The organism is Paenibacillus pinistramenti (genome assembly GCF_005869875.1).
GTDB lineage: Bacteria > Bacillota > Bacilli > Paenibacillales > Paenibacillaceae > Fontibacillus > Fontibacillus pinistramenti.
The window spans coordinates 544,092-558,511 of sequence record NZ_VAWG01000001.1 but is presented as its reverse complement, the minus strand read 5'-3'; the positions used below and the strand labels follow the sequence as shown (position 1 = coordinate 558,511).

Genomic DNA, 14,420 nt, shown 5'->3' with positions numbered 1-14,420 from the left:
AATAAGAACCAAATAAATGGAGAGTGAAATGATGAACAACAGTGTGAAGCCCTCTGCTCCTTCGGAGCCCTTGCAGCTGCAGTCGGTCCGCATCGAGGATGCGTATTGGACTCCCTATCTTGATCTTGTGCGGGACACGGTGATCCCTTATCAATTGGAAGCGCTTAACGACCGGATTCCGGACGCTGAGCCAAGCTATGCGGTATCCAACTTCCGGATCGCAGCGAAGCTTGCGGAAGGCAGCTTTGGCGGGATGGTATTCCAGGACAGCGACCTTTATAAATGGCTCGAAGCCGTAGGTTATTCGCTGGCTGTCAAGCCCGATGCCGAGCTGGAGCGCGAAGCAGACGAACTCATTGACTTGATTGCTTCCGCCCAGCAGCCGGACGGGTATCTCAATACATTTTATACAGTGGCTGAACCGGGGAAACGGTGGTCTAATCTGATGGAATGCCACGAGCTGTACTGCGCGGGCCATATGATTGAAGCGGCTGTAGCGTATTACCAGGGCACCGGCAAAACAAAGCTGCTGGACGTGGCCAGACGGATGGCAGACTATGTCGGAAGTGTGTTCGGCACCGGTGAAGGACAAATCCGCGGCTACGACGGCCATCAGGAAATCGAGCTTGCGCTCGTGAAGCTGTACCAGGCAACAGGGGAGCAGCGTTATCTGGACCTGAGCTTGCATTTTATCAATGAAAGAGGACAGCAGCCGAGCTTCTTCCTTGAAGAGTGGGAGCGGCGCGGCCGGACCACGCACTGGTCTCCGGGCGTGATCCAGCAGAACCCGCCGGCGATGGACTACTTCCAGGCGCATAAGCCGGTGCGGGAGCAGGAAGCTGCGACAGGCCATGCGGTCCGGGTGGTTTATATGTACACGGCCATGGCCGATCTGGCGCTGCAAACCGGGGATGAAAGCCTGCTGGAGGCCTGCCGCCGGTTATGGCGGAATATAGTGCAGAAGCAGATGTATATCAACGGCAGCATCGGCTCTACGCATCATGGCGAAGCTTTTACATTTGACTATGATCTGCCGAATGACACGAATTACTCCGAGACCTGCGCTTCGATCGGACTGATCTTCTTTGCAAGACGCATGCTGCAGCTGGAGATGAAAGGCGAATACGGGGATGTGCTGGAACGCGCTTTATACAACACAGTTACGGCAGGCATGGCGCGGGACGGCAAGCACTACTTCTATGTCAACCCGATGGAGGTCTGGCCGGAAGCCAGCGCCAAAAATCCGGGGCGGCACCATGTGAAGCCCGTCCGGCAAAAATGGTACGGCTGCGCCTGCTGCCCGCCAAACATCACCCGCCTGCTCGCTTCGCTGGGCCAGTATGTATTTACGGCAAACGAGGACACGCTGTATACCCATTTGTACATCGGCAGTGAGACGGCGGTGGAATTCGGCGGGAAGACCAAAGCCGTCATCAAGCTGGACAGCGCCCTGCCATGGCAGGGGGAGGCCGGACTGACGGTTCAGGAAATAGAAGGAAGCGGAACATTTACGCTGGCCGTGCGGGTGCCTTCCTGGTCGAAGGCAACGGCGTTTACGCTGAACGGCAAGCCGGTATCGCCGGTCATCCGGGAAAGCTATGCTTATCTGGAGCGGACCTGGCAGCAGGGAGACTGCTTTGCCGTTGCGCTGGATATGCAGCCGCAGCGGATTTACGCGAATCCGAATGCCAGAGCGGATGCCGGTAAAGTCGCCCTGCAGCGGGGACCGCTGGTGTACTGCTTCGAGGAAGCAGACAACGGGGCTTTGCTGCCGGCGCTCAGCCTGCCGCCGCAGTCTGAAATCCGCGAGGTTATCGGGACCGAAGGCATCCTGGAAGATGCGGTTCTGCTTGAAGCAGACGGCTTCCGGCTGACCGCACCGGAGGAGCCGGCAGCGCTGTATGGTACCAAGCCGGCTGAACTTACGCTGCAGAAGCTGACCGCCGTGCCTTACACGCTTTGGGGTAACCGGAAGCCGGGCGAGATGACGGTGTGGATTAGGGAATAAGCATTCATATAAACAGGAATGGACTGGGCATATGCCAGTCCATTTTTACTAGAATGTGTATGCAAACCTAAGCAAGCCATACGATAATCGAAGCCGCCAAGCGGCGGAAGTCCTTCACTTTATTGGTCGCCTCGTATTTCGTGTCGTCAGAAACTTGGAGGTTTAATCATTTTTGCGCAACGCTTTGTAAATGTGATTTTTTATAATTTCTAAGTCTTCACTCTCTTGAGTCACATCTGCTCTTATGTTGAATCTTACCTTTTCTAGAAAGAAAATTAATAATTGTCCGATAAACAGTCGACATATAGACTTAAAGTCTTGTTCAACATCTAGTTCATTTGTATTTTGAAAAACTTTCAAGATATCTGATCCGTTAACGCTTAAATGCTGATCGACTGTTGACTTAAAGAGTGATAGAACTTCCTTGCTTGTCATAAGTTCATTAAGAAGAACGGTAATAGCCGGAGCATTAGCTGATAAAAAAGCCCAGCGATCTTCTACAATAAAATGGATAAGTGAACGTAAATCGTTATCGCACTGCTTCAGTTTGCGTTGAAATTCTCCACCCCATGTCGGGATTAAGCTGCTTATAATAGGGGAGATAATAGCCAGTAATAATGCTTTTTTGGCATTATAATATTTGAAGAGTGTCGCTTCACTCATCCCAGATCGCTCAGCTATTTGTGCGGTGCTTGTACCATCAAATCCTTGCTCGGAGAACAGCTCGAGCGCTGCAATCATGATTTTTCTTTTTCCATTTGGCATTTCCATAGTATTAATCATTTCAACAAAATCATGAAATACTGCACGTTCTGTCATATTACACCTCAAGAATAGTGATAGATTTTGAAACGCACTCTTGTTGTTCCAATGGAGAAGAATCACATGATTCTACGGCCTTTTACATTTACTTCTTTAAGGATGCAAATGCCTGTACTTTTTCAAAACGCGCTGCTAAAGACGATATTGCGTAACTTACGTGTGACCGAGAGGGTACCGGCATCTCTCTTCTGTACCATAAACAGTATCGTTAACTTATCTTGGGGACTGTTAGTAAAATAAGCGCCTAACCAGCCATCCCAGCCATATTCGCCGGTGCTGCCGATGAACCCGGCCTGCGCAGGATCAGTCATGATACGCATCTGGTTCCCGTAGCTGTGGCCGCGCAAGGAATACCAATTCGAGAACTCTTGTTGCTGATTAACCGTTAATGACGCTGATGTTAAAAATTGTACAGTTCTGGGTTTTAAGAGTTGAACACCGTTAAAGGAACCTTGGTTCATTAACATCGTTGTAAATTTGGCTGCATCATCTATAGTTGAGGCTAAACCTGCGCCTCCTGATTCAAATGCCGGGATCCGGTCCATTTGATGATTAATGCCAAGATGATTGCCTGAGTACAGCTTCAATCCGCCTGTGCCATCATCCTGATAGGTTTTCGCTAAGCGTTCTCTCTTTTCTTCCGGCAGCCAGAAACCTGTATCATGCATTTCCAAAGGATCAAATAATTCCTTCTTCAGGAATTCCCCGTATCGCATTCCACTAACTGCTTCAACAATTGCGCCGAGTACATCTGCAGATGTACCATATTGCCAGCTTGATCCTGGATCAAACGATAATGGGCCTTGTCCTAACCGGCTGGCAAACTCCATGGTGGTCATAGGATTGTCGCTGAACAGCCGGCTGTCCAATTCCTGAAATAGTGCATAGGATTGTTGGCCTGCCAAATCCGGTCCATCATATAGTAAGCCGGAAGTCATATTTAACAGGTCGAGTATAGTGACCTCCCGGCTTGCTTGAACTAACTGCCCTTCTTTGACAACTAATTGGTTTCTATAAGAGGGGATAAACTTGCTGACTGAATCAAATAAGTCAATTTCTCCTCGTTCCAGCAGTATCATAATAGAAGTAGCGGTAACAGGCTTTGTCATTGAATATAAACGGAAAATGGAATCCCTGGTTATTGGGCGTCCTGTTTCCAGGTCAGCGAAACCATCGTTGTGATAAAAAACTTCGCTGCCGTTCTTAATGACCATAATACTTGCGCCCGCAATTTCATGGCTGCTTATACTTGTGTTCAATATCTCTTTTAATTTGGAAGCAGTGTCTAGCTTCAGCATTTCTCGAACAACCTCTTTCCGGGAAAAGTTTAATAAAAATTAATAAATTTATATAAACCAATATACCGAATTGAAAAATACAAATATATATGAAATTTCTGCAGACAGGTATGGCAATTTTATTATATTGACTTCTAGTAAGTGATGCTATTAATGGAGATCACCGTATCCGGCTCTACGGCTATTTCACCAGGTCTATTTACGGGCTCTAAGCAATCCCCTATAATGAACATACATAATTGATAACTATTATCATTTGTTATCTGGAGTGGAGTTGACTGAGATGGTGCTGGCGGATATAAAGCCTGGCTGTAAGGCCAGAATTACCAATATGGAGAGCTTAAATGAGATGGTACGCCGCCGGTTAATGGATTTGGGCGTTGCGGACGGAGTAAGCGTGAGGATGAAGCGGATTCTTCCATTCGGCGGACCGGTTGCCGTGGAGGCAGGCGGACAATGGATCGGCCTCCGGCGCTGCGATGCCAGACGAATTGAGGTTGCCCCTTCATGAACATTGCTTTAGCCGGTAATCCGAACACAGGCAAAACCTCTTTATTTAATATCCTGACCGGCTCTTATGAATATGTCGGGAACTGGACAGGGGTAACCGTCGAGAAGAAGGTCGGGGTACTTAAAAATAAAGCCGGGCATTTAATCGACCTTCCCGGCATTTATTCCCTGAGCCCCCTTTCCCGGGATGAAGGCGTGGCTACGCAGTTTTTGCTGTCCGAGGATTTTGCGCTCATCCTGAACATCATTGATGCCTCACAAATTGAACGGAATCTCTATTTGACGCTGCAGCTTCTGGAATACGGGCACCCGCTGCTGATCGGCTTGAATATGATTGACGTCGCCAAAGCAAGGGGCTTTGTGATTGATGAAGCGAAGCTGTCTGCCCTGCTGCTGAACTCGCCGGTGGTACCGATTGTGGCCCGCACGGGCTTCAACTGCGGCCTGCTGGCGGATCAGTTCCGGGAAGCCGGCAGCCGCAAGGGGACTCCGCTTGTTATCGATTACGGGGAGGTGCTTGAGCCGGCGGTGCAAGCCTTAATCGAAAGGCTGGATGCGCTTGAATTTGCCTCCAAGCGGTGGCTTGCGCTTCAATTCTTTGAAGGGAACGCCCTGGTGCGGGAGCTGCTGGAGAAGCATCTACCTGCAGAAGAGCTGGAGCTTCTGTACAGCAGGACGGAACAGGAGATCAAAGCCCGGCACTGCCAGTTCCTGCATGCTTATATCCGCAAAGTCCGGATGGATTATATCGAGCGGATTCTGAAAGAATGCGTTACCCGGACGAGGACGGTGGACTATCCTTTTTCCGAACGGGTGGATCAGTATGTCACTAACAAGTATTTGGGCATACCCATTTTCCTGCTGTTTATGTACCTGATCTTTAAGCTTACCTTTGATTGGGCGGGTTCGCCCCTTTCGGATCTGCTGGACCGCTTTATGTCCGGGCCTCTCCGGGATGCGGTCATCAAGGGGCTGGATGCGATCGGTGCGACTGACTTTATCCGGGCGGTGGTCCTGGACGGAATCATCGGCGGGGTCGGCGGTGTGCTTGTCTTTGTGCCCCAGATCTTCATGCTGTTCTTCCTCATTTCATTTATAGAGGACTCCGGTTATATGGCCCGGGTGGCCATGGTTATGGACCGGTTCATGGAGAAGATCGGCTTGAATGGAAAAGCCTTTATCCCTATGATCATAGGATTTGGATGCAACGTGCCCGGAGTCATGGCCGCGCGTACGATTGAACAGCCGAAGGAAAGGCTGCTGACCATTCTGCTTACTCCGCTGATGTCGTGCTCTGCACGCCTTACGGTGTACAGCCTGTTTGTAGGGGCCTTCTTCGAGCATAATCAGGCTTTGATTGTATTATCTCTTTATGTCCTGGGCATCGTTGTCGCTTTGATTCTGGCCAAGCTGTTCTCCTCAACGCTGCTAAAGCAATCCGGTTCCGTGTTTGTCATTGAGCTGCCGCCATACCGGTTTCCGCAGTGGAGAACCCTGTTCAGAAGCACGTGGGAGAAAGGGAAGGGCTTTGTCCGCAAAGCCGGAACGTTCATCTTCGGCGGCTCGGTCGCCATCTGGTTCCTGAGCTACGCGGGACCGGGAGGGCTGGCGGTTGATATGGACCACAGCTTCCTGGCCTTGATCGGCGGCGCGATTGCCCCGCTGCTGGCTCCATTAGGCTTTGGGAACTGGCAGGCCGCAGCTTCTCTGCTTACGGGTTTTCTCGCTAAGGAAGTTGTCGTTTCAACGATGAATATCATCTATGCAGCCCCGAATACAGATTCGCTTCAAGGGCTGATTGCAGGTTATTATTCGCCGCTTGCCGCATATAGCTTTATGGTCTTCCTGCTGCTGTATGTCCCTTGTCTGGCAACGGTAGCGGTAATCAAGAAGGAGACCTCCTCCACGAAATGGACCTGGTTCTCGGTCGGCTATGCCCTGGTTATTGCCTACATTCTTGCACTGGTGATCTACCAGGGCGGTAAATGGATGGGGCTGCATTAATAAATTCCTGTGAATAACCGGAAAGAAGGTGGAGTTATGCTGCTGAACATTTTGATCGGTGTCCTTATTTTTGGCTATGCCGGCTGGACTTTGTTCCGGTTCGTGAAGAAGAGCAAAGAAGGCAAATGCAGCACCTGCGAAATGAACAAGAGCTGTACCACAGCCTGTTCGTCAAAGGGAAGTCCGTTCCCGCTGTCCCAGGAAAAATAAAATTGAACAAATAAAGAGAATCACAGCGCAAAGGCCCTGCCGGGACAATCCCGGCAGGGCTTGTTGTGCTGCTTAGTTAATCGTCATCAAACTCCGAGCTTATTCCGGTACTCCTGCGGAGTCAGCCCAAAATGCCTGCGGAACAGCTGGATGAAATAGCTGGGCTTCTGATAGCCGAGCCTTTCCGAAATTTCATAGATTTTGTCCGGGGATTTCTCCAGCAGGACGGCGGCCTTCTCCATCCGGATGCGGAGGATATATTCACTGATTCCTTCGCCGGTCTCCAGCTTGTAGATTTTGGAAAGATAGGAGGGGTTCAGGTGCACATGCTCCGAAATGGTCTGCAGCGCAGCGCTGTCTAAATGCTCGTGAATGAAGTCCTGGACCTTGCGGAGGATGGCGGAACGCGAATCCTTCTCTACGCCGCTGACCGAACGCCGGAAGTGATCCATAACGCGCTGCGTCCACTGCTGCAGCTCTTCCGCCGATTGAATCGGCTGTCTGCTGGCCACTGCGTAAAAATCCTCTCCCATCGTGTCGGCCAGCCACTTCTTGGTCCGGTGGATCAGCGCCGCGATGGAAGACGCGATGGCCAGGTAGGTTTCGAGAATGTGCTCCTGCGATCCGTACCATTCCTCCTGAAGCTCCCGAAAAATAGCGGAGGCCTTCTGCTCCGCGGCCTCCCACTGGCCGAGCTCCAGCAGCGTGCCCAGGCTCGGCGCGCGGTACAGCTCGCCGAGCAGCCGCGGCTCGCCGCGCTCGGGCTCGCGGGCAAGCGACATAAACAGCTCGCTGTCGCTGCCGATGAAGTGGCGGAAGCCGGCCAGGGAGGACTGGTACATCGAGGCGATGTCACCGGGGAACTGGCCGCTCTTGCTTGCCAGCACGGATATGCCCGTGCGGAGGTACGTTTTGGCCGCATGCTGGAGCTGTACAGCCTGCGTCTCTACCCAGCCGTCCAGCTCCGCGAAGGCAGAGCCGGACGGCTCATTCTCCAGCGCGGCCGCCGCTGCGGAGCCGGCGGCCGCGCCGGTGCCCGGCTTTGGCGTCAGGACGCAAACGAGAAAACCGTTTGCGTCCCGGCAGCTCCAAAGCCGCATCCGGTCGCCGAACAGCTCGGCGGCCATGTTGGTGAGCGCGTATTCGAGAAGCGCCTCGTCCCCGGCATTATAGCCGCTCGGAAGCGGCTCCAGCCGCAGCAGCAGCATGCGGCATTCTGCGCCGGGGCGGAGGGGCAGCTCGTACATAGCGAGCCTGCCGGCCAGCGCTGCTGAATTGGCGGGCTCCTTGCCGCTAAGCAGATCCAGCAGCAGGTACTCCCTGAGCTTCGGCAGCTGTTCGCGCAGGGCGTACATCGCCTTCTGCATGGAGGATATTTCCTGCCATTCCCGCTTGCGCTCCTGCAGCGCCTTCCGTACCGCCTCCATCAGTTCTTCGTCCTCGGCGGGTTTAAGCAGATAATCGCTGGATTTCAGCTTGAGCGCCTGCTTCGTATATTCAAAATCGTCATAGCCTGTCAGCAGAATACATTTGACATGCTTCCAGTTCTTCCTGATCTCTTCGATCAGCTCCAGCCCCGACATGCCGGGCATCCGGATATCCGTCACGACAACGTCGATCGGATGCTCGACCATCAGCTCCAGAGCCTCAGGCCCGGAATAGGCCTTATGGACAACATCTATGCCGGCTGTATGCCAGGGCAGCATGTCGGCAAGGTCATCAGCCAGTACGGTTTGATCGTCAACAATAAGCAGTTGGTACATAGGAATTCCCCCTCTGAACGGTTACGAATTTAGGAGATCTTCAGTCCGCCGGCGGCGGACGCTTCAGCCGGCCAGTACAGCACCGCCTCCACGCCGCCTTCCTCCCGCCGTTCAATCCGCAGCCCCGCTTCAGGTCCGAATTGAAGCAGCATCCGCTGCCTTGTGTTCCAGAGCGCGCAGCCTTTGTCCTCGGCCGGGGGCATCGTGATCTCGTAAGTCAGCGCCTTCCACTTCTCTTCGCTCAAGCCGATGCCGTCGTCCTCAACCCTGACGAAGAAGCAGCCGTCCTCTATGCCGGCCCGGATGTGCAGCGTTCCGCTTCCCGCCGGCTCGATGCCGTGCAGGACGGCATTCTCCACCAGGGGCTGCAGAATGAGGCGGGGCAGCTCCAGCTGCCCGAATTCTTCCGGCACCTCAATGCTGTACTTCAGGTCCTGGACTTTAATCGCCTGGATGGCCAGGTAGCTGCGCACCAGGTCCAGCTCTTCCTCCAGCCTGGCCGTAGTCCGCTCCGAACGGGTCGTGTAGCGGTAATATTTGCTGAGGTGAAGCGTCAGCTGCATCACCGTTTCTTTTTCCCCGAGTCTCGTCAGGCTCCGGATCAGCGTGAAGCAGTTATACAGAAAATGAGGATTGATCTGTGACTGCAGCTGTTTCAGATTCGCATCGCGGGAGCGGATTTCCTCCAGGTACACGTTCTGGATCAGCTGTTCGATCTGTTTGGCCATTTCGTTGAAGCTGACGAGCAGGAAATGAAATTCGTTCCCCGGATGAAATACCTTGAGCGTCGGGTATTCGCCTTTGCGCAGCCGCCGCACCCCTCGGATCAGCTCCCGGATCGGAACCTGAACGTTCTTGTACAGGACGTAAGCGGCAATCGTGCTGCCGATCAGCAGGAAGAAGATGCAGCTGTAGAACAGATAGCTGTTGGCTGTAATAGGGCGGACAACATCCTGAATGGGCATGTAATCGACCAGGTACAGACTCAGCTCCGGCATCCAGACGCAGCTTGCGGCATATTCGCTGCCGAGCAGCGTGTAACGGGTGAACGGCTTCCGCGTCAGCTGCTCCAGATCAAGCTGGCTGATCAGTTCCGACTGCAGCGGAAGATCGGCATCCTGGGCGGAGATGACTGTGCCTTCAGGCGTGATGAAGAAGGGATCGCCTTTGCCGCCGCTTTTGAACTTGTCCAAAGCCTTGGATAAATCGTTGGCCGGGAAGCTCATTTCAACAATCAGCGCGGCTTTGTCCAAAGGAGCGTCATACGGGTCTGTCATGTAGCGGATAAACCGCGGCTGTCCCCGGAAATAGGCCGGCACATCCTCGGTATACCGCCATACACGGGAGAAATTGCGCTTGATCTGGTCAGGGTCGTAGGAGAGGGAAGCGTTGGAGGAGACAAAGGTAGCCGTTCCCGGCGCATAAATGCTTAATGTGGTATCCCAGCTGGAGGTCGCCATGCTGAGCCGGAGCTTCTCGTCAATCCGCAGCTTCTCATTCATCTGCTCGTACAGCGAAGCAATCTCCAGAAATTCGAGCGAGCGGACGTTGATGTCCTCGCTGATGATCAGGCCGCTCTGGGACAGCTGCCCGGCCACATTGGCCGTCTGCGCAGCGAAATAAGACAGGTCCTTGTACATGGACTTCTCGGCTTCTTCAGAGACCACCTGAACGCTGGTCCGGTTGGAGAACCAGTACAGCACCAGAATCGGGATGAGCAGGAGCATCACCAGTCCGACTATTTTTGTAAACGTATTCAAATGCAGGGTCCGCAATTGACAGCCTCCTCCGAAGACAGGGATGCAGGAAACAAAAAATCGGGTATCGTTCCAAAATGTTTGGCGCTGACGGAAAAATTTGTGAATTATATACTTACTATTGCAGGAGGACGCAGGCGATGTCAATCCACAAAAATCAGCCGTACAGCCTGCGGCATCAATACGGTCAAGAAAGGATTTTTGGCATGGAGACACCAATTACAGCCGAAAGAGCGGGAGCGGGAGCCGGAGCAGGATCTGGGACAGGATCAGGAGCTGCAGCCGGGCAGCACACCGGGAAGAAAGGGTTCCTGAGGCGAACCTGGCCGCTTCATCTTATGCTGCTGCCGGCCGTGCTGCTGCAGTTTATTTTTGGCTACCTGCCGCTGGGCGGTCTTGTAATCGCATTCAAGGACTATAAGCCGTACGACGGAATCTGGGGGTCGGCCTGGGCAGGCCTGGAGCACTTCAGGTATATGTTCGAGTATCCGGACAGCAAGCAGGTCATTATCAACACGGCGCTGATCGCCGGGCTGAAGATTATTTTTAACATTGTGGTCCCCTTTGCGTTTGCGCTGCTGCTGAACGAGGTGAGGAAGAGCGCCTTCAAACGGTCGGTTCAGACTCTAGTCTATCTGCCTTACTTCATCTCCTGGGTCTTTCTCGGCGGCATTCTGAACGACATTCTGGCAAGCGACGGAATCATCAATACGCTGCTGCATAACTGGTTTGGCCTTCAGCCGATCCTGTTCCTGGGCGACGGCAGCTGGTTCCGCGCGGTGGTGGTCATCAGCGATGTCTGGCAGCAGTTCGGGTTTGGCACCATCGTGTACCTGGCTGCACTGGCAGGCGTCAATCCTTCGCTGTATGAAGCGGCCGAGGTGGACGGGGCAAGCCGGTGGAAGCAGACGCTGAACGTCACTATCCCGTCGCTGGCCCCCATTGTCATCGTGGTTGCGACTTTGGCGATCGGCAACATTCTGAATGCGGGATTTGACCAGATTTTTAACCTGTATAACCCGCTTGTCTACGACAAAGGCGATATCATCGACACCTTCGTGTACCGGACAGGAATCCTGAACGGCCAATACAGCTTTGGCACGGCGGTGGGCATCTTCAAATCGGTTGTCGGCTTTGTGCTCATTGTGATCGGCTACCGGATTGCTTACAAGCTGGCGGATTACAAAATCTTTTAAGGAGTGCGGAGCATGTATCATAAAACAACGGGCTACCGGATTTTTTCAGTGTTTAACTATCTTCTGCTGAGCCTGGCCGGTTTGCTGTGCGTTCTGCCGATCATTCATATCCTTGCGGTCAGCTTCAGCGCCAGCGCGCCTGCCAACTCCCATCTGGTAGGGCTGTGGCCGGTGGGCTTTAATCTGGAATCCTACACCAAAACGATGAACAATCCGAATTTCATCCGGGCTTTCCTCATTGCTCTGGAGCGGACGGCGCTGGGCACGTTCATTACGATGAGCGTCATTACGCTTGCGGGTTATGTTCTATCCAAGGATTCGGCGTCGTTCAAGAGCCGCAATGCTTACGCCTGGTATTTCGTGTTCACGATGCTGTTCAGCGGCGGCATTATTCCGAGCTATATTGTGGTGCGGAACCTGCATCTGATGGATACGATCTGGGCTTTGGTGCTGCCGGGTGCGGTTCAGGTGTTCAATATGATCCTGCTGATGAATTTCTTCAAGGCGACGCCCAAAGAGCTGGAGGAGGCGGCGCTGATCGACGGGGCAGGCCATTTTACCATTCTGTTCCGGGTGTACCTGCCGCTTGCCATGCCTGCGGTCGCTACCATGTCGCTGTTCTCGATCGTCGGGAACTGGAATGCCTGGTTTGACGGGCTGCTGTACATCAATGATTACCGGAATTATCCGCTGGCGACCTTTCTGCAGACCATCATCGTACAGCAGGATTTCAGCAAGCTCAACCCGGACGTCAATGAGCTCAAAAATATTTCCCAGCGGACGGTCAAGGCCGCCCAGATCTTTATCGGCATTCTGCCGGTGCTGGTGGTGTATCCGTATCTGCAGAAGTATTTTGTGAAGGGAATTGTCCTGGGGGCGGTGAAAGAATAAGGGACCAGGGCGGAATAAAGAGGTCAATAAATTAGCATCGGCATCAAATTTCGGGCATTTCAACCGCGGTAAGCGGCGATTTATAGTGATCTAGGGAGATTCAGGTAAGCGCTCTCAATTATAATTCTGGGGGGATAAGGACTTATGCAATTCACTTGGAAAAGAATGCTGGGCCTGTCGCTGACAGCACTGCTGTCGTTCAGCTTGGCCGCCTGCTCCGGCGGGAGCAATTCAGCTTCAAACGGCGGCAGCAGCAATGCAGCGGTGGAAAGTGCCAGCACGGACAGCGGCAGCAACAGCAGCAGCGGCGACGGCGGCTCAAATGCAGCTGCAGGCAATGTGGACGAAACCGGCTGGGACGGCAGCAAATATGCCGAGCCGATCACGCTGACAACAGTCAAGGGTGTGGGCACGAACTATTATTTCAAAAAAGGCGAAACGATGGAGAACAACGTGCTGCAGCGCTACATGAAGGAGCATCTGGGCATTGACGTGAAATACGATTGGGTCGTGACTGATACCAATGACGCTTACAAAACGAAGCTGCGCCTGATGCTCTCCTCAGGTGAGAAGATGCCGGATGTCATCACCTACCGCGGGGACATTGAAACGGTGAACATGCTGATCGACTCCGGCCAGTTTATGGACGTGGGCGAGCTCTTTGACAAATACGCCAACGACACCTACAAAGAGGGTGTTGCCCTTAACCCGGACACCTGGCTGGCCGTTACCCGCGACGGCAAACGGATGGCCCTGCCGATCCTCGACTATGCCTACAACGATGACATGCTGCTGTGGCTGCGTCAGGACTGGATGGATAAACTGGGCCTCCAGCCGCCAACAACTCTGGCCGATTTCGAGAAGATAATGGACGCCTTTGTGAACCAGGACCCGGACGGCAACGGCAAGAAAGACACCATCGGGCTTGCAACCGGCTTTAAAAATACATTCCTCGGCTGGATGAGCGACATCAGCTGGGTATTCGGCGATTACGGCACGCTTCCGGGCCAGTGGAACCTGGCATCGGACGGCACGCTGACTTACGGCTCTGTTGATCCGGCCTCCAAACAGGCCTTGGCGACGCTGAAGACCTGGATGGATAAGGGCTACATTTCCAAAGACTCCGGCCTGAAGGATGAAACCGGGGCCTCCGAGCTGTTCACCAAGGGGCAGGCGGGCGCTATTGTCGGCCGCAACTGGCTGCCTGACTGGCCGTTCGGCGATCTGCTGAACAATGTGCCTGGCGCCAAATATAAAGGCTATCCGCTGCCTGCCGGCCCTGACGGCAAGATCGGCGCGCAGAGCGGCAACCCTTCCGTTAACGGCTGGATGCTGATCAACAAGAACGCGAAGCACCCTGAAGCACTGCTCCGCTACTATAATTTCTTGTTTGACAACTGGGCCAATCCGGCGAAAGGCAGCGAGTTCGAGAACGGATTTGCGGAAGGCTACGATTGGGCGAAACTGCCGGACGGCACGATTACGAAGGACCCGCAGAAATATCCGGACCTGTTCCCGGATTACGCCGACCGCACCCATCTTGTAGAACCGATTTATTATTCGCTTACATTTGAAGGGGCACGGATTCCTTCCCTGTACGCGGACACGATGATTAAGCTTGCGAACGGCGGGAAACCTGAAACGCCTTATGAGATCCAGACGGCAGCGATCCGCAAGCCGGAGAATATCGAAGCGATGAAGATCGTTCTGGACCAGAAGGATATCCGGATGAAAAATTACTTCCAGGGGCCCCTCACCGAAACGATGAAATCCAAAAATGAGCTGCTGAACAAGCTGATCAACCAAACCTATTCGAAGATCATCTACGGCCAGGCATCTATTGACGAGTTCGACAGCATGGTGGAGAGCTGGAAGAAATCCGGCGGCGATCAAATCACCAAAGAAGTGAACGAGTGGTATCAATCCGCGAGCAACAAGTAGCCATTCTTGCAGCAAGCCGC

At 53.3% G+C, this 14,420-nt stretch carries 11 protein-coding genes; 7 read left to right on the top strand and 4 right to left on the bottom strand.

Features of this window, described 5'->3' with window-relative positions:
* Window positions 1-31: 31 nt before the first annotated feature.
* Entirely contained in the window at window positions 32-2,008 is a 1,977-nt protein-coding gene (locus FCN15_RS02505; RefSeq protein ID WP_138493441.1) for a glycoside hydrolase family 127 protein, read from the top strand.
* Between the two features lie 162 nt (window positions 2,009-2,170).
* Here FCN15_RS02505 and FCN15_RS02500 read toward each other — a convergent pair whose 3' ends face one another.
* A complete protein-coding gene (locus FCN15_RS02500) occupies window positions 2,171-2,827 on the bottom strand; it encodes a TetR/AcrR family transcriptional regulator (protein ID WP_138493341.1) in 657 nt (218 codons plus the stop codon).
* Between the two features lie 122 nt (window positions 2,828-2,949).
* Complete coding sequence (locus FCN15_RS02495) at window positions 2,950-4,128, bottom strand: serine hydrolase domain-containing protein (RefSeq protein ID WP_138493340.1); 1,179 nt, start codon at window positions 4,126-4,128, stop codon at window positions 2,950-2,952.
* Between the two features lie 283 nt (window positions 4,129-4,411).
* Here FCN15_RS02495 and FCN15_RS02490 point away from each other — a divergent pair, with 283 nt between their 5' ends.
* Genes FCN15_RS02490 through FCN15_RS02480 form a run of 3 tightly spaced genes read left to right on the top strand, consistent with a single transcriptional unit; the run spans window position 4,412 to window position 6,852 of the window.
* Window positions 4,412-4,639: a FeoA family protein gene (locus FCN15_RS02490; RefSeq protein ID WP_138493440.1), complete on the top strand. Its 228-nt coding sequence runs from the start codon at window positions 4,412-4,414 to the stop codon at window positions 4,637-4,639.
* Window positions 4,636-6,642 carry a ferrous iron transport protein B gene (feoB, locus tag FCN15_RS02485; protein ID WP_138493339.1) on the top strand — a complete coding sequence of 669 codons (2,007 nt, stop codon included), beginning with the start codon at window positions 4,636-4,638 and terminating at the stop codon, window positions 6,640-6,642. The genes FCN15_RS02490 and feoB overlap by 4 nt, the downstream gene beginning before the upstream one ends.
* A 9-nt stretch (window positions 6,643-6,651) precedes the next feature.
* The gene (locus FCN15_RS02480; protein ID WP_420819533.1) at window positions 6,652-6,852 is read left to right on the top strand and encodes a FeoB-associated Cys-rich membrane protein; all 201 of its coding nucleotides are present in this window, start codon (window positions 6,652-6,654) and stop codon (window positions 6,850-6,852) included.
* A gap of 86 nt (window positions 6,853-6,938) precedes the next feature.
* Here FCN15_RS02480 and FCN15_RS02475 read toward each other — a convergent pair whose 3' ends face one another.
* The gene (locus tag FCN15_RS02475) at window positions 6,939-8,615 is read right to left on the bottom strand and encodes a response regulator (protein ID WP_138493337.1); all 1,677 of its coding nucleotides are present in this window, start codon (window positions 8,613-8,615) and stop codon (window positions 6,939-6,941) included.
* Window positions 8,616-8,644: 29 nt separating this feature from the next.
* Window positions 8,645-10,375, bottom strand: a complete 1,731-nt coding sequence (locus tag FCN15_RS02470) for a sensor histidine kinase (RefSeq protein ID WP_162515271.1) — start codon at window positions 10,373-10,375, stop codon at window positions 8,645-8,647.
* Between the two features lie 335 nt (window positions 10,376-10,710).
* On the opposite strand from FCN15_RS02470, the gene FCN15_RS02465 reads away from it, so the two are divergent.
* The 3 genes from FCN15_RS02465 (at window position 10,711) to FCN15_RS02455 (ending at window position 14,400) form a co-directional block, all read left to right on the top strand.
* Window positions 10,711-11,568 carry an ABC transporter permease gene (locus FCN15_RS02465; protein ID WP_238996483.1) on the top strand — a complete coding sequence of 286 codons (858 nt, stop codon included), beginning with the start codon at window positions 10,711-10,713 and terminating at the stop codon, window positions 11,566-11,568.
* Between the two features lie 12 nt (window positions 11,569-11,580).
* Entirely contained in the window at window positions 11,581-12,459 is an 879-nt protein-coding gene (locus FCN15_RS02460; RefSeq protein WP_138493335.1) for a carbohydrate ABC transporter permease, read from the top strand.
* Window positions 12,460-12,603: 144 nt separating this feature from the next.
* Window positions 12,604-14,400: an extracellular solute-binding protein gene (locus FCN15_RS02455; RefSeq protein WP_138493334.1), complete on the top strand. Its 1,797-nt coding sequence runs from the start codon at window positions 12,604-12,606 to the stop codon at window positions 14,398-14,400.
* Window positions 14,401-14,420: the final 20 nt, after the last annotated feature.